Raw genomic sequence first — 19,308 nt, 5'->3', positions numbered from 1 at the left:
CGTTCCACACGGCGCCACGTGACTCCTACAACTTGAACCTGACGCTTCCTGCACGCCGTCCTGGCATCGTGCTGTCGCGTCCATTGCCTTGGATTTACTGATGTTGCAGACAATCAAACAGAATTGGTTTTCGAACCTGAGAGGCGATGTGCTCGCCGGTCTCGTCGTAGCGCTTGCGCTGATTCCGGAGGCCATCGCCTTTTCCATCATCGCGGGTGTCGATCCCAAGGTCGGCCTGTATGCGTCGTTCTGTATCGCCGTTGTGATCGCTTTCGTTGGCGGTCGACCCGGCATGATTTCGGCGGCGACCGGGGCAATGGCGCTGCTGATGGTGACCCTGGTCAAGAACCATGGCCTGGAGTACCTGCTGGCAGCCACGCTGCTGTGTGGCGTGCTTCAGATCGCCGCCGGGTACCTGAAGCTCGGCTCGTTGATGCGCTTCGTGTCTCGTTCGGTGGTGACCGGATTTGTCAACGCGCTGGCGATTCTGATCTTCATGGCACAGCTACCTGAACTGACCAATGTCACCTGGCACGTTTACGCCATGACGGCTGCGGGCCTCGGTATCATCTACCTGTTTCCCTATGTACCCAAGCTCGGCAAGGTGATTCCCTCACCGTTGGTGTGCATCCTGGTCTTGACCGCAGTTGCCATCTATCTCGGGCTGGATATCCGCACCGTCGGCGACATGGGCCAACTGCCGGATACGCTCCCCATCTTCCTGTGGCCTGACGTGCCACTGACCTTCGAGACCCTGGCGATCATCTTCCCTTACTCGGCAGCACTGGCTGTGGTTGGTCTGCTGGAGTCGATGATGACCGCGACCATCGTCGATGACCTGACCGATACCACCAGCGACAAGAACCGCGAGTGCAAAGGCCAAGGCGTGGCCAACATCGCTTCGGGCCTCATGGGCGGCATGGCCGGTTGCGCCATGATCGGACAGTCGGTGATCAACGTGAAATCCGGTGGCCGAACCCGCCTGTCCACCTTGATCGCGGGCGTCGTGCTGCTATTGATGGTGGTGTTTCTCAGCGACTGGGTCAGCCAGATTCCCATGGCCGCGCTGGTGGCGGTGATGATCATGGTGTCCATCGGTACCTTCAGCTGGGACTCGCTGCGCAATCTGCGCAAATTCCCGCTTTCCACCAACATCGTGATGGTGGCAACCGTGGTCGTGGTGGTCTTCACCCACAACCTCGCCTATGGCGTTCTGGTTGGGGTTCTGCTGGCTGCGATGTTCTTCGCCAACAAGGTCGGTCATTACATGGCGATCAGCTCAGAGTTGAATGAAGCCGCTGATCATCGAATTTATAAGGTGATTGGCCAAGTGTTCTTCAGCTCGGCCGACAAGTTCGTTGCGGCGTTCGATTTCAAGGAAGCGATTAGCAAGGTGACCATCGACCTGAGTCGCGCTCACTTCTGGGATATCACTGCCGTCGCTGCTCTGGACAAGGTGGTGGTCAAGCTGCGCCGCGAAGGCACCGAGGTCGAGGTGCTGGGTCTGAATGAGGCCAGCGCCACTATCGTCGACCGTTTTGGTGTGCACGACAAACCCGATGCCATCGACCAACTCATGGGCCACTGACAGGGAGAACAACGATGACCTACGTTACCGCTTGCATTGACGGCTCCGCCTGCGCCCCTGCTGTTTGCGACTATGCGGCCTGGGCCAGCCAGCGCCTGAATGCCCCGCTCACCTTCCTGCACGTATTGGATCAACGCCAGTATCCGGTGTCCGCCGATTTGAGCGGCAACATCGGTTTGGGCAGTCGAGAGCATCTGCTGGATGAACTCGCCGCGTTGGACGAGCAACGCAACAAGCTGGCTCTGGAACAAGGCCTCGTCATGCTCGCTGCCGCGAAGGAGCGGGCCATCGCCGACGGCGTGAGTTCGCCAGAAACCAGGCAGCGCCATGGCGATCTTCTGGAAAGCCTGCGCGAGCTTGGAAATGACATCCGCCTGCTGGTGATCGGTCGCCAGGGCGAGTCCAGTGACGGTGCCGAACTGCACGTCGGCAGCCAGTTGGAAAGTGTCATTCGCATCATGCGCCGCCCTTTACTGGTGACGCCGACCCGCTTCAAGCAGCCGGAAAGCGCGATGCTGGCCTTCGATGGCGGCGCCACCACGCGCAAGAGAGTAGAAATGCTGGCTGCAAGCCCTTTGCTGAAAGGACTGCCTATCCATCTGGTGATGGTCGGAACCGAGACGATGGAGAACTCGGCGCAGATGGAGGCGGCCTGTTCAATACTGGCCTCGGCAGGGCACAAGGTACATACGGCCATCCGAACTGGGGAGGTTGAGCCCGCACTGCATGCCTACCAAGAAGAGCACGGTGTTGATCTGCTCGTGATGGGCGCCTACGGGCATTCTCGAATCCGGCAATTCCTGGTGGGGAGCACCACTGCCCACATGCTGCGCACTACTACCACTCCGTTGCTTCTGTTGCGCTAGGTCGGTGCCGGGGAGCGCGCCCGAAGGCGCGGGCCAATTTCCCTCATTTGCTGCCTGTTCCGACAGGCAGCTGGTGACGGCTTTTTACTGCTTCTCAACCACAGAAAATGGTTCCGACTGTTCAGGGCTCGGCAGACAAATGGGGGGCAACCGCTGGAAATATTTCTGTGTCTTGTAGGTGGAGGAGTACAGGCCATGCGCAGTTGGCAGCACTGATTTCAATGGTCGTATTTCGTTAACGATTTTCGATTATTGTTGGCTCATCTTGTCACTCTTGACCCAACGACCATGACCGATCCCCTCAAGACCGACCGCCGCCCCTGGGCTGTATTTCTGATATTCCTTCGCCTAGGGCTGACCTCCTTCGGCGGCCCAATCGCTCACCTGGGCTATTTCCGCGATGAGTTCGTGGTGCGCCGACAATGGTTGAGCGAGCGCAGCTATGCGGATCTGGTTGCCCTTTGCCAGTTTCTGCCAGGGCCGGCCAGCAGCCAGGTCGGTATCGCGCTCGGTCTGTCGCGCTCTGGCTATCGCGGCGCGCTGGCCGCGTGGCTGGGCTTCACCTTGCCTTCCGCAATTGCCCTGATCTTCTTCGCACTCGGCATCGCCAGTTATGGTGATGCCATGCCTGCTGGCGTGCTGCACGGTTTGAAGGTGGTGGCCGTGGCGGTGGTCGCCCAGGCGGTCTGGGGCATGGCGCGCAATCTGTGTCCTGATGCACCGCGTATTTCCATCATGGCGGCGGCGACCTGCTTCGTGCTGCTCGTACCCTCTGCCTGGGGGCAAGTGAGTGTCATCATCCTTGCCGCCATCGTCGGCCTGCTGCTGTTCAAACCACAGCAGGGCGAGGCCCATGATCCACTACCGATCAGCGTGCGACGTCGCGTTGGCTTGTTCTGGCTGGCCCTGTTCTTTGCCCTGCTGCTGGGGCTGCCGTTGCTGACAGCTGTGTTCCCGAACCAGACATTGGCGATGGTGGATGCCTTCTACCGCTCCGGTTCGCTGGTATTCGGTGGCGGGCATGTCGTACTGCCGCTGTTGCAAGCTGAGGTCGTACCAACAGACTGGGTCGACAACGACGCATTCCTTGCGGGCTATGGCGCGGCGCAGGCCGTGCCGGGTCCGCTGTTCACCTTCGCAGCCTTTCTCGGCGCCTCGATGAACCAAGCACCCACTGGCTGGCTTGGCGGCCTGATCTGCCTTCTGGCGATCTTTGCGCCGTCTTTCCTGCTTGTGGTGGGGGCCTTGCCGTTCTGGGAACACCTGCGCCGTAACCTGCGCACGCAGGCTGCACTGCTGGGCATCAATGCGGCCGTGGTCGGCCTGCTGCTGGCCGCTCTCTACCAGCCGGTATGGACCAGTGCGATTCATGGCCCGAAAGACTTTGGCCTGGCCCTCGTGGCACTGGTGGCGTTGATGTTCTGGAAGCTGCCGCCGTGGCTGGTCGTGCTCGGCAGCGGTATCCTGGGCGGGTTGTTGAGCATTGCCCTGTGAGAGGCGGCGAGTGACCGACAAAGACCTCTATGGCGGGTTGATACGCCTGCACATCCTGCACCACGCCGCTGAGGCTCCCATTTTCGGGCTGGCCATCATCGAAGAGTTGCGACACCACGGCTAAGCGATGCAAGACAAGTCCCACTGGGAGTCCGTGTACACCCACAAGGCAGCCGACGCGGTGAGCTGGTACCAGCCACATGCAGACAGCTCCCTCGCGCTGATTCGTCAAACAGGTATCGCTGCGGATGCTGCGATCATCGATGTCGGCGGCGGTGCTTCGACCTTGGTGGACGACTTGTTGGCAGCGCATTACAGCGACCTGACCGTGCTCGATATTTCGGCCGCCGCGCTCGATGTGGCGCGTCATCGACTGGGAGGCGCCGCCAGCGCCGTACATTGGCTGGAGGCAGATATCACCCAGGTGGACTTTCCCGAGCACCGCTTCGCGCTCTGGCATGACCGCGCTGTGTTCCATTTTCTAACCGATGCCGCAGACAGAGCGCGTTATCTCAACGCTGTGGGGCGTGCGGTCAAGCCTGGCGGCTTTGTGGTCGTGGGCACCTTCGCCGAGGACGGCCCGGAGCAGTGCAGCGGTTTGCCTGTCAGACGATACAGCGCCGACACCCTGTACGATGAGTTTGGCGCGCAGTTTGAGCTGCTGGGGAAGGCTGAGGAAAACCACCATACGCCGTTTGGGACGGTGCAGAAGTTCCTCTACTGCTATTGCAGAAAGCTCGGCTGACGTCTTTCCGGTGAGACGACAGTAGGCGGCCCTGTTAAGTACTCCTATCGAGCACTGTCCCCGTTTTTCGGGGCACGAGAAACTTGGACGAATGGCAGCTCCTGGCCGGTTTCTGCCTGTTGCGTCTCTGCTGCCCACTGGCCAAGTCGGATGCACGCGGTGGTCAGTACCAATGCAATTGACTGGTCAAATGGGTGCAATTGCGCAGGTATGGACTTCAAGCCCCAATTTCCTGGAAAAGAGGTTCTTTCTATGGACATCCGACATCAGAGATTGAGTAGCGGAATGTCTGAGCTGAAGTCATGTCCATGGCTGTTCTTCTTTCCTTTACATCGATGAGTGCTTCGCGGACCTCACTGGTATTGCTGGCGACCTCACTCAACTAGGCCGCGATGTTCGGGCCAAGGTACTGCGGTGCACCGGCATTCCCGTGGGCGTGGGTATCGCCCGCACCAAGACGCTGGCGAAGCTGGCTAATCACACTGCCAAGCGCCTGCTGAGCCACACCGGCGGTGTGGTCGATATCTGCGATCCGTTCAAGCGTGATTGGGTACTGCGTAACACCCAGGTCAAGGAGGTGTGGGGCATCGGTAAACGGATGACCGCGCACCTCGAGGCCATGGGCATTCGCACGGCGATGGACCTGGCCAAGGCCGACCCATGGACCCTCCGGCAAACATTCAGTGTGGTGGTCGAGAAGACCGCTCGGGAGCTCGCCGGCACTCCTTGTCTCGAACTTGAGGAGGCCGCACCGCCGAAGCAGGAGATCTGCTGTAGTCGGATGTTCGGCAAGCGGCTGACCGAATTGGCGCCGATTAAGCAGGCGGTGGCCACCTACACCGGGCGAGCGGCGGAAAAGCTGCGGGACCAGGGTTCAGTCTGCAAGCGCATGCGGGTAAGCATTCGCACAGGCATGTTCAATCCGGGGGAAGCCAGGTACGCCGAAGGCGCGCTGGTTGAGCTGCCCTATCCTACGAATGACACGCTGCTGCTCACCCGGGCGGCCAGCGAGGCCGTGGGGCAGATCTACCGGCCGGGTTTTCGCTACAGCAAGGCCGAAGTGCTGCTGATGGACCTGCGGCGGCCGGGAGAGTTTTCCGGGGACCTGTTCGCGATCACGCAGCCGGTGGCTTGTGACCGGCTGATGACGGTGCTGGATGAGATCAACGGTAAGTATGGGCGAGGGACGATGCGTACGGCCAGCGTCCCGCATGCCCCCGATTGGGGGATGCGCCGCGAGATGATGAGCCGTTCATATACGACGCGGATCGATCAGCTGTGGCGGGTGCACTGATCCCGGCAGTCATCGAGTGGGTGGGAACACACGTATAGCAGCGCCGACGCTGCGGACCGTGACGCGGTACGGTCGGTTGGTGCAAGCCCCGCCAACGGCGGGGCTGCCAGACGCTATCAGAAGGCCATACCCACCTTCACGCCAAACTCGTCACGCTTGAGTTTGTTGTTGTCGGCCACGGGCGAATCTTCGTCGATCTTGTACTCGGTACGGGTGTAGTACACGCCCGCCTGGATCGGCAGGTTGCCCTGCTGGTTCATCAGCAGCGTGACTTCCGCATAGGGGTTGGTGCGGTCTTTCATGTCGACGGTGTCGCTGCCGAAGTCATCCACCTTCAGGCGGGCGCGGCCATCGATGGTATGACGGGCACCCACTTCGACACGCAGGGTCGAGGCGTCGAACTGGTGGTTGTAGCCCAGTGCGGCCTTGGCAAACGGCGACTTGTAGGTCAGCTTGGTGTCCAGGTCGTTGATTTCAGGCTCGAAGCGCGTCCAGCTGTAGCCACCGCCGACGATGACGTCGACGAAGTTGCGCGCATCCAGCGCGGCACGCCAGCCGAGGTCGAGGTCGGCCTGGGCTTCCTTGAGCTTGTTGTCGTTCTTCTTGCCGTATTTTGCTTCGGCGCCGATCTGGTAGATGAAGCCGGATTCAGCGGTCATCTTGTTGCCGAAGTTGGCGAAGACGCCGCCTTGGCCCATGTGCTCCTTGTCGGAGTCGCTGCCGCCTTCGAACTTGAATTTGTCATACGAGCCAAGCAGGCCGAAGGTGAACAGAGGGTCGGTGCTTGGGGCGGCCATCGCGGCCAGCGGGGCGCCCAACAGAGCCAGGACGCAGGTGTGACGCAGCAGTTTTGCAGTAAACATTCGCCAATGTCTCCATGACATGTGAAAAAAAAGTGAATGGATTTTTTCGAGATAACGGCCACGGCGAAAGTTCAAAGAAATGCTGACACGCTGCGAAATTCGTCTAGGTGCGGTAGCCCTGCAGCTCCTCGACCAAGGCCTGTGGCAAGCAGAGGGACTGGCTGCGCTCGCGGCGTTCGGCAAGCCGCCGCTGGCCGGGCAGGCGCACGCCGGGTTGTTCAAGCATTGCCATGAACAGTGTTTCGGCATGTGTCAGGTAATCGCTGCCAACGCGCGCCGGGTCGATCAGCAACAGCAAATGCGCCACCCCGGGCGCTTCGCCTTGTGCATCGAAGAACGAACTGGCCTGAAAGCCGAAATGGCTGCCGGTCAGGCCTGCTGTGAGCAGTTCGACCATCAGCGCCAGTGCAGCGCCTTTGGCATCGCCCATAGGCACCATGCTGCCGCCCAGGGCCGCGTCCGGGTCGGTCGTGTCAGCGCCATCTTTATCCAGGGCCCAGCCCAGCGGAATAGCCGCCCCGGCGTTCTTGGCCAACATCACCTTGCCTCGTGGCACCTTCGACAACGAGAGATCGATCACCACCGGCTCGGCGTTCAGGCGCGGTGAGGCAAAGGCAATGGGGTTGGTACCGAACAGTGGCGTGCGCCCGCCCCAGGGGGCGATCGCCGCAGGCGCATTGCTCAGGGCCAGGGCTAGCAACCCCTCACGGGCTGCCCGTTCTACCGGGTATCCGGCGACGCCGAAATGGTGGGAGCGGCGGATAGCCAACGCGGCAATACCCAGGTGCCGGGCCACCGCGGTGGCGGGTTCGAAGCCTGCGTCAATGGCGGCAAATGCCAAGCCGTTGCGGGCGTCCACCCGGACCATGGCGCCTTCGACGGTGACGTCAGGCACAGCCGCGGCGTTCACTTTGCCAGTGCGTATTTGCGCGAGGTAAAACGGCAGGCGCGACAGGCCGTGGGAGGGCAGGCCGTCTTGCTCGGCAAGCACCAATGCCCGTGCACAACTTAGCGCTGCGTGTTCCGGCATGCCGGCGCGACGCAGGGCGTGCACCGCCAGGGCCAAGGCCTGTTGAACGGTCATGTGCTTGGTCATGGGCGGCTCCTTGTGATCAATGGCTGGGTGGGGTGTTTTGCAACGGCCTCACAACACCCGGCTTGCCTTGGATTCGGCCTTTGGCGCCGTTGCCGGGCGGTTGGCAGAAGCGAGTTCGGCGCGAGCCTTGGCCAGGTCGAGCTTGCCTTCCCAGCGGGCAATGGCGAGCGTGCCGACCACGTTGCCCATCATGTTGGTCAGCGCCCGTACCTCGTTGAGAATGCGGTCGATGCCCAAAATCAGCGTGATGGCCGCGACCGGGATGATGTCGTGGCTGGCCAGTGTGGCAGTCAGCACGATCAATGCTGCCCCGGCCACGCCCGCGCCGCCCTTGGAGGTGATCAACAGAATGATCAGCAGGCTCAGCTGATGGCCCCATGACAAGTCGATATTCAACGCCTGCGCCAAAAACAGCGCGGACATGGTCAGGTAGATCGCAGCCCCGTCGAGGTTGAACGAGTACCCGGTTGGCAGCACCAGGCCGACCACGGATTTCTCGCAGCCCAGGCGTTCCATCTTTTGCATCAGGCGGGGCAACACCGATTCGGTGGTCGAAGTCCCGAGGACAATCAGCAGTTCCTCACGGAAGTACTTGACCAGTGACCAGATGTTCACGCCGCAGGCGAAACAGATCGAGCCCAGGACGATGCCAATGAACAGCAGGCTGGAGACATACAGGCAGACGATGAGCATGCCCATCTGCTGCAGGGCACCGATCCCGTATTTGCCGATGGTGAACGCCATGGCGCCGAACGCGCCGATCGGTGCCAGCCACATGATCATGCCGACGATGCGCATCAGGGTTTCACCGACCTGTTCGATGACCCGAGCAGCAAGGCGGTTGCTGCGCGACATGGCCGACAGCGCCACGCCGAACAGTACGGAAAACAGCAGCACTTGCAACAGATTGCCACTGGCGAAGGCGCCGACCACGGAGTTGGGCACCAGTTGGGTCAACAGGCTGGATGACTCCTGGGCGTGAACCTCGCTCAGGTACTGGGACATCGCGCCGCTGTCCAGGCTGGCGGGGTCGATGTTCATGCCGGCACCGGGCTGCACCAGGTTGGCAACGATCATGCCCAGCAGCAATGCCAGTGAGGTCACGACTTCAAAATACACAAGTGTCTTGAAGCCGACTTTGCCCAGCTCCTTGAGGCTTTCCATCCGGGCGATGCCGATGGCCACCGTGCAGAAGATGACCAGGGTAATGAGCATTTTGATCAGGCGGACGAAGGTGTCGCCCAAGGGTTTCATTTCGACCCCGAGGGCGGGCCAGCAGTAACCCAGGATAATGCCGGCGAACAGGCCGATGATGACCTGGACGTACAGGTTCTTGAGGATTTTCACGGGTGTCTCTCCGTAGCGGGTATCCCGCGCCAATCGCGTGGATCAGGGCAGGAGGGCGATCTTGTTGTTGTCGGCGCGACGCTGGGGTCAACGCGGTCGTCGTGACGGCGAGCGTTGCGGGGAGAGCACTCGAGGGTGTTGCGCGGGCATGAGCGTATTCATGAAGGTCTCCATTTATGGTTGTTTTGAGACGTACTTCTTGAAAGCAGGGTAGAGCGGGCACACGTGAAAGCGCCGTTGCCCGAAAAGGCAACGGCGTACGGGTCAAGCGCTTTCGAACAGGCGGGTCAGCACGAACTCGCGATGGCCCAGTGCCTCGGCCGCCGTGAAGCGACCGTTGGCAGTGCGCATCAGCATGTCGAGCAGGGCGTCACCGGCATCGTCCATGTTGATCTCGCGCCGCAGCAGGCCTGACACATCGACATCGATGTGTTCACCCATGGTGCGGAAGGTGCGCGGGTTGGCGCAAATCTTGATCACCGGCAGGATAGGGTTGCCGATCACGTTGCCCTGGCCGGTGGGGAAGAAGTGAGCGACATACCCTGAAGCGGCACACAGGGTGACCATTTCCGCGGCGGCGGAAGACGAATCCATGAACCACAGGCCTGGCCCGGTCGGGGCCTCGGCCTTGTCCAGTACGCCGTCTACCCGGCATTTGCGGCCGATCTTCTGGATATTGCCCAGGGCTTTTTCTTCGATCGTGGTCAGGCCACCCTCGATATTGCCCTTGGTCGGCTGCGACTCGGAAAGGTCACTGGTTTTCCAGCGGTCGATCATGGCGCTGTAGCGGTCGAACATGAACTGGAACTTCTCTCGCACGGCCGGGGTGCTGCAGCGCTCTGCAACCAGGTGCTCGCCACCGGTCAGCTCAGAGGTCTCGCCGAACACCAGGGTGCATCCTTCAGCGTACAGCTTGTCGAAGGCATTGCCGACGGTGGGGTTGGCCCCACAACCGGAGGTGGTGTCGGACTCACCGCACTTGGTCGACACCCACAGCTCCTTGATGTCGCATGGTTCGCGGCGCAACTCGGTGGCGTACTGCACGAACTCACGGGCTTTGCGCGAAGCCGCGCAAATGGTGTTGTGGTCACCGTTCTGTTCGATCCAGAAGCCTTCAACCGGCTTGCCGGTGGCGCGAATCCCTTCCACTACGCGGCGCGTCCAGCCTGGCTCGATGCCGATTACCACCACTGCTGCAACGTTAGGGTTGCTGCCGGTGCCGATCAGCGTGCGGAAGTGCAGCTCCAGGTCCTCACCGAACTGCAGGCGCCCATAAGGGTGAGGCAGGCCCAGGGTACCCTTGATGTTGTTGGCCACGGCTTCGGCCGCCGCGTTGGAGATGTCGTCCACGGGGAGAATGATCACGTGGTTGCGGATACCGACACGGCCATTGTCGCGGCGGTAGCCCATGAAAGTGCGCCCATTGAGTTCCATGCTTACCACCTCTTGGTTTTGACGTTATGGACGTGAAGGTGCTCGCCTTCGCGGATGGGCTTGATCACGCGGCCGATATCAACGCCGTACTTGATCACCGTGTCGCCTTCCTGCAGGTCGCGGATGGCCAGCTTGTGACCGATCGGAATGGCGTCACGGACGACGAATTGCAGGGTCTGGTCTTGATCCATGACCCAGCCTGTCAGCTTCTGGCCGGCTTGCACCCCTTCGACTACAACGACGCCGACGGCGTCGTCGGCGTCGTGGACGACAAAATCAATGCTCATTGTTGTTCTCCTCATTGCCGGTAAGTCATATACCGTAAGTCATGTATAGGACATAGTATGAATGATAGTCAAGGAAGTTTTTTCCATGGAAGTCGCGCTATACTTCTGCCACCTCGATTCGCCGACGACAGACGCCCATGAACGACGCCCTGCAAACCCCGCCCAAGGCCCCGACCTACCAGCCGCTGTACAGCCAGATCAAAGATTTGCTGATGGAGCGCATCAACTCGGGAGAGTGGTCACCGGGTACCTTCATCCCCAGTGAGGCCGCGTTGGCCGAAACCTACAAAGTCAGCGTGGGGACATTACGCAAGGCGCTGAACGAGCTGGTTGCCGAGAACGTGGTGGTGCGCCAGCAGGGCAAGGGCACGTCGGTCGCGACCCATGATGCGGACCATGCGTTGTTCCGCTTTTTCAACATCGGCCGGCATGACGGCGAACGCAGCATGCCGGTGTCCATCGTGCTGGCGCGCAAGGTGCGCAAGGCGTGCGCGCAGGAAGTACAGGAGTTGGGGTTGGCGACGGGCGGCAAGGTGGTCCATATCACGCGCATTCGTGAGCTGGAGGGCAAGCCGGAAATCTACGAGGAGATCGTGCTGTGCGCCGAGCGGTTCATCGGCCTGGAAAAGCAGCCTGAAGTGCTGCCCAACACGCTGTATCGCCTTTATCAGCAGCGCTTCGGCGCGACCGTGGCCCATGCCCAGGAACGCATAATCGCCATTTGCGCCAACGAGACGCATGCCCAGGCCCTGGGCATCGGCGTGGGTACACCGCTGTTGCAGATCACGCGGATTGCACTGGATTACCAAGGGCGGGCAATCGAGAAGCGTTTGTCGGTGGTCAGCTGCCAAAGCCATGCCTACCTGAACACCATCTAGGCAAGCAAAACAGCTGTTGCCCTGGGCGACCTGAGCTCACTCAAGGTCGCCCGCCTCACACGCCGGGCAAGCGCCTGTCAGATCTTGCCTGGCTTGGCCTTGAGGTTGACGGCTGTTTCCTGCACGCGCTCTGCCTTGTCTCCAGGCAGGAGGTCGAACTCGTGCAGCCCGTCCTTGCGGTAGGGGTCGCCAATCCAGCGCGGCGCCAGCAAGAACTGCTGGCTCACCAGGCTTTTTGCAGGCTCGTAACGGTCGTAGCTCAGCCCAGCCAGGTCCGACAGGGTATGTATCAGGTGCGAGCTGCTGTAGGGCCTGTTGGCCATGGCCTGCAGGTCACGCGGGTGGGCGGCCTGCCAGCTGGGTGATGTCCACAGCAGGAACGGGATGGTGTACATCGGCCGGGTCGGGTCTGCTTCGTTACGGCCCAGGCGGTCATGCTTGCCAGAGCTGTAGACGTCTTCGCCATGGTCGGACAGGTACAGCAGGAAGCCGTTGGGCGTGGTGGCTGAATAGCGCTTGATCAGGCTGGACACCACGTAATCGTTGTAGCGCACGGCGTTGTCATAGAAGTTGTAGGTTTCCACCTGGCTGTCGCTGAGCACGGTCGGTGCGCCCTGGCGATCGCCGAAGTGGGCGTAATCCTGCGGGTAGCGATAGCGGTAGTCCATGTGCGTGCCAAGCAGGTGGACGATGATGAACTTGTTCGGGGCGGGGTCTTGCAGGGCCTTTTCGAACGGGTCGAGCACCACGTCGTCGTACTGGCTGGCATTCTGGTTACGCTGGTTGTTCAGGTAGACCGGCACGTCCGTCTGCTGCGAGAACGTGGTGAGCATGGTGTTGCGCTTGGTCATCGTCTGCTGATTGGTGATCCAGAAGGTTTTGTAGCCTGCCTGTTTCATCAGGTTGATCAGCGACGGGTCGGTGAGGAAGCGGTCGGGGTTCTGCTCGTCGCCGAAGGTGAGAATCTGTTGCATCACCTCGATGGTATAGGGGCGCGGCGAGACCACGTTGCGGAACACCGTCAGGCCCTTGTCGTTGGCTGCCAGCTTGTCGAGGTTGGGCGTGGTGTCGCGGTTGTAGCCATACAGGTGCATGTGCTCGCGGGTGGTGGACTCGCCCAGTACCAGCACCAGTGTGCGTGGCGCGTCACCGCTGCTGTCCTGCAGGTTCTGCAAGGGCGGGAGCGAGGCGTTCTGGGCTAGCAGCGCCTGCATGTTGTCCAGCTGTTGGCGGTACTGCCGGTAGCCGACCACCAGTTGCCACGGCACTGCAGGCTCCATGCGCTGTTGGACCTTTTCTGCCGCTTCGGCGAAGGTGCGCTCCTGGGTGACCATCTGCTTGTAGAACGGCAATACCAGGTTGGCCGCCAGCAACAGCACGACCACCGGCAGGCGACTGCGCAGCGGCAGCGTCACTGGGCGAACGCGTTTCCAGAGCAGCACGGCCACCGCCGTGTACAGCAGCAGCGCCAGCATCAGGCCGATATTGAAATACTGGCTGAAATATTCGCTGGCTTCGGCGGTGTTCGATTCGAACATCACGAAGATGACGCTTTGCGAGAACTCCTGGTGATAGATACCGAAGTAACTCAGGCCTACCAGCGAGGCGGCCCACAGCACCACGCCGATGACTCCGGCAGTGGCACGGGTGAAACGTGGCAACAGCAGCACCGGGGCAAGCCACAGGGTGCTGAGGAACAGGGCGTCGCGAAAGCCCGCAAAGCCGGTTGTGCCGCTGAACAGCAGGAGCGCCTGGGTGACGCCAGAGAAGTACCAGAAGAACAGCAGGAGCCAGCCCAGGCCGGCCCAGTCCACGCGCTTGGGCGAGGATGGGGTTGCGGTGTTTGCCACGTGTGCCTCATTGAACCATGGCGGCAGCCGAGGGGCTGCCGCAAAGGCTGTGACGCTAGTGGGGGGATCGTGAAAATAACGTCAACGGCACATGGAAAAAGTCTTAAGGGTAGCGCAATCCGGCGCTCCAGCAATAAAGACCATAGCGGCCCCATGACCCGCGCCGAAAATCTCGACCCCTGGTCGGTTTCAGAATGCGCCTGGTCGTTCGCGTGCACCCCCCTGGGCACATTAGTGCCATGCTTGCAGGATGCTCACGGATACAGTGCGCACAGACGCACGACCTTGGGCGAGGAGGCCGCCGCACCACGCAACCGTGACGTGGCCGGTGCGCCGCAGCAGAACACGCCGGTCACTTGCCCGTCATGACCCTCAAGGCAGGGACCGTGATGCCGAGGTCCGCTGTATGCCTGATGAACTGCTTCACCTGCCCGTGATCCACAGCATCCTGAGCCGCCACAAGGACACACCCGGTGCGCTGCTGCCGATCCTTCACGCCCTCCAGCACGCCATCGGCTTCATCCCCGACACTGCCGTCGCCGACATTGCCCATGCCCTGAACCTCAGCCTGGCCGAAGTGCGCGGGGTGATCAGCTTCTATCACGATTTTCGCACCTCGCCGCCGGCGCGGCACACACTGCGCCTGTGCCGCGCGGAGTCGTGCCAGAGCCGGGGCAGTGACGCCCTGGCTGCGCAACTGCGCGAGCAGTTGGCGCTGGATGATCACGGCACCAGCGCCGACGGCGCCATCAGCCTGCGCCCGGTGTACTGCCTGGGGGCCTGCGCCTGTTCGCCGGCGCTGGAGCTTGACGGGCAGCTCCACGCGCGCCTCACCCCCGAGCGCTTGCGGGCCTTGGTGAACGGTTGCCTGGAGGACACCCCATGTTGAAGCTGTTTATTCCCTGCGACTCGGTGGCCCGCGCCGTGGGCGCCGACCTCGTTGCCCAGGCCCTGCAGCGTGAAGCCGAGCGTCGTCAGCTGCCGCTGGACATCCAGCGCACCAGCTCGCGCGGCTTGTACTGGCTGGAGCCGCTGGTGGAGTACGCAAGCGGCGAAGCCCGCAAGGGGTTTGGCCCAGTCACCCCCGAAGACGTCCCTTCACTGCTGGACGTGTTGGCGGAGCAGCCCGACGGCCACCCGCTGGCACTGGGGCCCGTGGAGGAAATCCCGTACCTGAAGACCCAGCAACGCCTGCTGTTCGCCCGCGCCGGTATCACCCGGCCGTTGTCGCTGGATGACTACCGCAGCCATGGCGGTTTCACAGGCCTTCAGCGCGCCATCGCGCAGGGCGCCGCCGAGGTGGTCGCCGCCGTGCTCGACTCCGGCCTGCGTGGCCGTGGCGGGGCGGCGTTCCCGGCCGGCATCAAGTGGCGCACGGTGCGTGACGCCGGCGCAGAGCAGAAGTATGTGGTGTGCAACGCTGACGAAGGCGATTCCGGTACTTTCGCCGATCGCATGCTGATGGAGGGTGACCCTTTCCTGCTGATCGAAGGCATGATCATCGCTGGCCTCGCTGTCGGCGCAGACAAGGGCTACCTCTACGTGCGCTCGGAATACCCGGCTGCCATTCGCGTACTCGATCAGGCCCTGGCTATAGCCCGCGCTGCCGGCTACCTGGGCAAAGACGTGGCGGGCAGCGGCTTCGCTTTCGACCTGCAGGTCCGGGTCGGCGCTGGCGCTTACATCTGCGGCGAGGAAACCGCGCTGCTCGAATCCATCGAAGGCAAGCGCGGCATCGTCCGCGCCAAACCACCGCTACCGGCATTGCAGGGGCTGTTCGGGCGGCCGACGCTGGTGCACAACGTGCTGACGCTGGCTTCGGTGCCCGTCATTCTCGCCAAGGGCGCGGCGTTCTACCGTGACTTCGGCATGGGCCGTTCGCTGGGTACTTTGCCGTTCCAACTGGCGGGCAATGTTCGCCAGGGTGGCCTGGTGGAGCGCGCCTTCGGCTTGACCCTGCGCGAGCTGGTCGAAGGCTACGGCGGTGGTACGGCCAGTGGCCGGCCATTGAAAGCGGCGCAAGTGGGTGGCCCGCTGGGCGCCTGGGTCCCGCCCAGCCATTTCGACACCCCGCTGGACTACGAGGCGTTCGCCGCCATGGGCGCGATGATCGGCCACGGCGGCGTGGTGGTGGCCGACGATACGCTGAACATGGCCAGCATGGCGCGCTTCGCCCTGCAGTTCTGCGCTGAAGAATCCTGTGGCAAATGCACCCCGTGCCGCATCGGCTCGACCCGTGGCATGGAGGTGGTCGACCGCCTGATCGCCACCCGCGACCTCACCGAGCGCCACGACCAGGCCCTGTTGCTGCGCGACCTGTGCGACACCCTGCAGTACGGCTCGCTGTGCGCCATGGGCGGCATGACCGCCTACCCGGTGGCCAGCGCGCTCAAGTACTTCCCCGCCGATTTCGGGCTGACCACCACGGAGGCCGCGCAGTGATCAATTACTTCGACCCTGAGACCGATCTCGGCACGCCCGAGCGCCACAACGCCGTGCAGGTCAGCCTGAGCATCGATGGGCGTAGCATCAGGGTGCCGGCCGGCACTTCCGTGATGCGTGCTGCGGCCCTGCTCGGCACCAGCATCCCCAAGCTCTGCGCCACCGACAGCCTGGAAGCTTTTGGTTCGTGCCGTTTGTGCATGGTCGAGATCGACGGCATGCGCGGCTACCCGGCATCCTGCACCACGCCGGTCAGCGAAGGCATGGTGGTGCGCACGCAAACGCCGCGCCTGGCTGGCCTGCGACGCAACGTCATGGAGCTGTACATCTCCGACCACCCCCTCGACTGCCTGACCTGCTCGGCCAACGGCAACTGTGAACTGCAGACGGTCGCCGGCCAGGTCGGCCTGCGCGAGGTGCGTTACGGCTATGACGGTGCCAACCACCTGGCCGAGCACAAGGACGTGTCCAACCCGTATTTCGACTACGAACCCAGCAAATGCATCGTTTGCAGCCGCTGCGTGCGCGCCTGCGAAGACATCCAGGGCACCTTCGCCCTGACCCTCACCGGCCGCGGTTTCGCCTCGCGGGTGGCCGCGGCGGGGGGTGACGACTTCCTCAGCTCCGAATGCGTGTCGTGCGGTGCTTGCGTGCAGGCCTGCCCAACCGCCACGCTGACCGAAAAAAGCCTGGTCGAGCGCGGCCAGCCGGAGCGGGCGGTGATTACCACGTGCGCCTACTGTGGTGTCGGCTGCTCGTTCCGTGCCGAAATGAAAGGCGACCAGCTGGTACGCATGGTCCCGGACAAGAACGGCGGCGCCAACCATGGGCACGCCTGTGTCAAGGGCCGCTTCGCCTGGGGCTATGCGACCCACCCGGACCGTATTACCACGCCGATGATTCGCAAACGCCTGGAAGACCCCTGGCAGGAAGTCAGCTGGGAGGAAGCGGTCACTTATGCGGCCCGCGAGTTGCGGCGTATCCAGCTCAAGTACGGGCGCGACTCGATTGGTGGCATCACCTCCAGCCGCTGTACCAATGAAGAAGCCTACCTGGTGCAGAAACTGGTGCGTACGGCGTTTGGCAACAACAACGTCGACACCTGTGCGCGGGTCTGCCATTCGCCCACCGGCTATGGCCTCAAGCAGACCCTGGGTGAATCGGCCGGTACACAGGGCTTCGATTCGGTGATGCAGGCCGATGTAGTCCTGGTGATCGGTGCCAACCCCACTGACGCTCACCCGGTGTTCGGCTCGCAGCTCAAGCGCCGCCTGCGCCAGGGCGCGCGGCTTATCGTCATCGACCCCCGACGCATCGACCTGGTGGACTCGCCCCACGCCCGTGCCGAGTTGCACTTGCAGCTGCGCCCAGGCACCAACGTGGCCATGCTCAACGCCTTGGCCCATGTGATCGTCACGGAGGGCCTGCTGGCGCAACGCTTCATCGATGCCCGTTGTGAACCCGAGGACTTTGCGCGCTGGCGCGCCTTCGTCAGCCTGCCGGACAACGCCCCTGAGGTGCTAGGCCCCGTTTGTGGCGTGCCGGCCGAACAGATACGCGCTGCCGCCAGGCTCTATGCCAGCGCTGGCAACGCGGCGATCTACTACGGCCTGGGAGTGACCGAACACAGCCAGGGCAGCACCGCAGTGATGGGCATCGCCAATTTGGCCATGGCCACCGGCAACATCGGCCGTGAGGGGGTAGGGGTGAACCCGCTGCGTGGCCAGAATAACGTGCAGGGTTCGTGCGACATGGGCTCGTTCCCCCATGAACTGCCAGGCTATCGGCACATCTCCAACGAGGCGGTGCGAGCCGAGTTCGAGCAGGCCTGGGGCGTGACCTTGCAGCCCGACCCAGGTCTGCGTATCCCCAACATGTTCGAGGCGGCGCTGGATGGCAGCTTCAAGGCGCTGTACTGCCAGGGCGAGGACATCGCCCAGAGCGACCCCAACACCCAGCACGTCACCGCAGCGCTGCGCGCCATGGAGTGCGTGGTGGTGCAGGACATCTTTCTCAACGAGACGGCCAAATTCGCCCATGTGTTCCTGCCGGGCAGCTCGTTCCTGGAGAAGGACGGCACCTTCACCAATGCCGAGCGGCGTATTTCGCGGGTACGCAAGGTCATGGAGCCGCTGGCGGGCAAGGCCGACTGGGAAGCCACCGTAGCCCTGGCCAACGCCCTGGGCTACCCGATGCGCTACCGCCACCCTGGCGAAATCATGGACGAAATCGCCCGCCTGACGCCGAGCTTCCACCGCGTCAGCTACGCCGAGCTCGACCGCCACGGCAGCCTGCAGTGGCCCTGCAACGATGCCGCGCCCGACGGCACGCCAACCCTGCATATCGATCAGTTCGTGCGCGGCAAGGGGCGTTTCATGCTCACCGGTTACGTGCCCACGGACGAGAAGGTCAACCACCGTTACCCGCTGCTGCTGACCACTGGGCGCATCCTCAGCCAGTACAACGTCGGCGCCCAGACCCGGCGCACCGGCAACGTCGCCTGGCATGATGCCGACCGCCTGGAAATCCACCCGAGCGATGCCGAAAGCCGCGGCATCCGTGACGGCGACTGGGTCGGTATCGGCAGCCGCGCCGGGCAGACGGTGTTGCGCGCCAAGGTCAGTGGCCGGGTGGCGCCGGGGGTGGTGTACACCACCTTCCACTTCCCCGAGTCCGGCGCCAACGTAATCACCACAGACAATTCCGACTGGGCCACCAACTGCCCCGAGTACAAGGTCACGGCGGTGCAGGTGATGAAGGTGTTCCAACCGTCGCAGTGGCAGAAACGCTATCAGGACTTCAGCGATGAGCAGCGGCGTTTGCTCGAGGAGCGCCATTGTGCGAAACACGCCGAGGTGCGCCGATGAGCAGCGGCAACCTGGTCAAGATGGCCAACCAGATTGCCCACTACTTTGACAGCGAGCCTGATCATGGCTTGGCAGTGAAGGGGGTGCGGCAGCACTTGCAGAGCTTTTGGACGCCGGCGATGCGCCGGCAGTTGGGGGATTGGATCGAGGCGAATGCGGGGGAGGGGGTGGACCCTAAGGTGGTGGAGGCATTGACTTAGCGTTTGCTTGTACGCCGCGTGGCCACAGGAATGGCGTTAGCTTCTGGAACAAAAATG

At 62.5% G+C, this 19,308-nt stretch carries 15 protein-coding genes and 1 pseudogene; 10 read left to right on the top strand and 6 right to left on the bottom strand.

Translation table 11 applies throughout. From position 1 onward, the window contains the following. The first annotated feature begins 100 nt into the window (after positions 1-100). The 5 genes and pseudogenes from L6D80_RS12905 to L6D80_RS12880 all read left to right on the top strand — a co-directional run. Positions 101-1,588: a SulP family inorganic anion transporter gene (locus tag L6D80_RS12905; RefSeq protein WP_003123389.1), complete on the top strand. Its 1,488-nt coding sequence runs from the start codon at positions 101-103 to the stop codon at positions 1,586-1,588. A gap of 14 nt (positions 1,589-1,602) precedes the next feature. Further along, positions 1,603-2,454: a universal stress protein gene (locus L6D80_RS12900; RefSeq protein ID WP_116801366.1), complete on the top strand. Its 852-nt coding sequence runs from the start codon at positions 1,603-1,605 to the stop codon at positions 2,452-2,454. A 288-nt stretch (positions 2,455-2,742) separates the two neighbouring features. Then, complete coding sequence (chrA, locus tag L6D80_RS12895) at positions 2,743-3,948, top strand: chromate efflux transporter (RefSeq protein ID WP_025297810.1); 1,206 nt, start codon at positions 2,743-2,745, stop codon at positions 3,946-3,948. A 154-nt stretch (positions 3,949-4,102) separates the two neighbouring features. Beyond that, positions 4,103-4,693, top strand: a complete 591-nt coding sequence (locus tag L6D80_RS12885; protein ID WP_228489813.1) for a class I SAM-dependent methyltransferase — start codon at positions 4,103-4,105, stop codon at positions 4,691-4,693. A 331-nt stretch (positions 4,694-5,024) separates the two neighbouring features. After that, a pseudogene (locus L6D80_RS12880) lies at positions 5,025-5,987 on the top strand (DUF4113 domain-containing protein); the annotation flags it as partial. Positions 5,988-6,103: 116 nt separating this feature from the next. Here L6D80_RS12880 and L6D80_RS12875 read toward each other — a convergent pair. From L6D80_RS12875 to L6D80_RS12855, 5 genes are all read right to left on the bottom strand, one after another. Then, entirely contained in the window at positions 6,104-6,850 is a 747-nt protein-coding gene (locus L6D80_RS12875; RefSeq protein WP_054903172.1) for an outer membrane beta-barrel protein, read from the bottom strand. Between the two features lie 103 nt (positions 6,851-6,953). After that, on the bottom strand, positions 6,954-7,946 hold the full coding sequence (locus L6D80_RS12870) for an Ldh family oxidoreductase (protein WP_176514534.1): 993 nt from the start codon (positions 7,944-7,946) through the stop codon (positions 6,954-6,956). Positions 7,947-7,994: 48 nt separating this feature from the next. After that, positions 7,995-9,293: a C4-dicarboxylate transporter DctA gene (dctA, locus tag L6D80_RS12865; RefSeq protein WP_176514533.1), complete on the bottom strand. Its 1,299-nt coding sequence runs from the start codon at positions 9,291-9,293 to the stop codon at positions 7,995-7,997. Between the two features lie 264 nt (positions 9,294-9,557). Continuing rightward, positions 9,558-10,727 (bottom strand): UxaA family hydrolase, encoded by a 1,170-nt coding sequence (locus L6D80_RS12860; protein ID WP_054903175.1) that lies wholly within the window; start codon positions 10,725-10,727, stop codon positions 9,558-9,560. A gap of 2 nt (positions 10,728-10,729) precedes the next feature. After that, entirely contained in the window at positions 10,730-11,014 is a 285-nt protein-coding gene (locus L6D80_RS12855; RefSeq protein ID WP_054903176.1) for a UxaA family hydrolase, read from the bottom strand. 137 nt (positions 11,015-11,151) lie between these two features. On the opposite strand from L6D80_RS12855, the gene L6D80_RS12850 reads away from it, so the two are divergent. Then, a complete protein-coding gene (locus L6D80_RS12850) occupies positions 11,152-11,892 on the top strand; it encodes a GntR family transcriptional regulator (RefSeq protein ID WP_054903177.1) in 741 nt (246 codons plus the stop codon). Between the two features lie 77 nt (positions 11,893-11,969). Here the strand turns inward: L6D80_RS12850 and L6D80_RS12845 are convergent, their stop codons facing one another. Further along, on the bottom strand, positions 11,970-13,742 hold the full coding sequence (locus tag L6D80_RS12845; RefSeq protein ID WP_176514531.1) for a phosphoethanolamine transferase CptA: 1,773 nt from the start codon (positions 13,740-13,742) through the stop codon (positions 11,970-11,972). Positions 13,743-14,148: 406 nt separating this feature from the next. Here L6D80_RS12845 and L6D80_RS12840 point away from each other — a divergent pair, with 406 nt between their 5' ends. From L6D80_RS12840 to L6D80_RS12825, 4 genes are read left to right on the top strand one after another with little or no spacing between them, the layout of a single operon-like run. Next, on the top strand, positions 14,149-14,631 hold the full coding sequence (locus L6D80_RS12840; RefSeq protein WP_176514528.1) for a formate dehydrogenase subunit gamma: 483 nt from the start codon (positions 14,149-14,151) through the stop codon (positions 14,629-14,631). Next, complete coding sequence (locus tag L6D80_RS12835) at positions 14,625-16,184, top strand: formate dehydrogenase beta subunit (protein WP_176514526.1); 1,560 nt, start codon at positions 14,625-14,627, stop codon at positions 16,182-16,184. The genes L6D80_RS12840 and L6D80_RS12835 overlap by 7 nt, the downstream gene beginning before the upstream one ends. Next, positions 16,181-19,051 carry a formate dehydrogenase subunit alpha gene (gene fdhF, locus L6D80_RS12830; RefSeq protein ID WP_176514524.1) on the top strand — a complete coding sequence of 957 codons (2,871 nt, stop codon included), beginning with the start codon at positions 16,181-16,183 and terminating at the stop codon, positions 19,049-19,051. The genes L6D80_RS12835 and fdhF overlap by 4 nt, the downstream gene beginning before the upstream one ends. Continuing rightward, positions 19,048-19,251, top strand: a complete 204-nt coding sequence (locus L6D80_RS12825) for a formate dehydrogenase subunit delta (RefSeq protein WP_176514522.1) — start codon at positions 19,048-19,050, stop codon at positions 19,249-19,251. Before fdhF ends, L6D80_RS12825 begins: the two co-directional genes overlap by 4 nt. Positions 19,252-19,308 lie beyond the last annotated feature (57 nt).

It is taken from the genome of Pseudomonas ceruminis (assembly GCF_021602025.1).
GTDB classification, from domain to species: domain Bacteria; phylum Pseudomonadota; class Gammaproteobacteria; order Pseudomonadales; family Pseudomonadaceae; genus Aquipseudomonas; species Aquipseudomonas ceruminis.
Note: the sequence above shows the minus strand (reverse complement) of the source record. Positions and strands in the feature narration are given on the sequence as shown.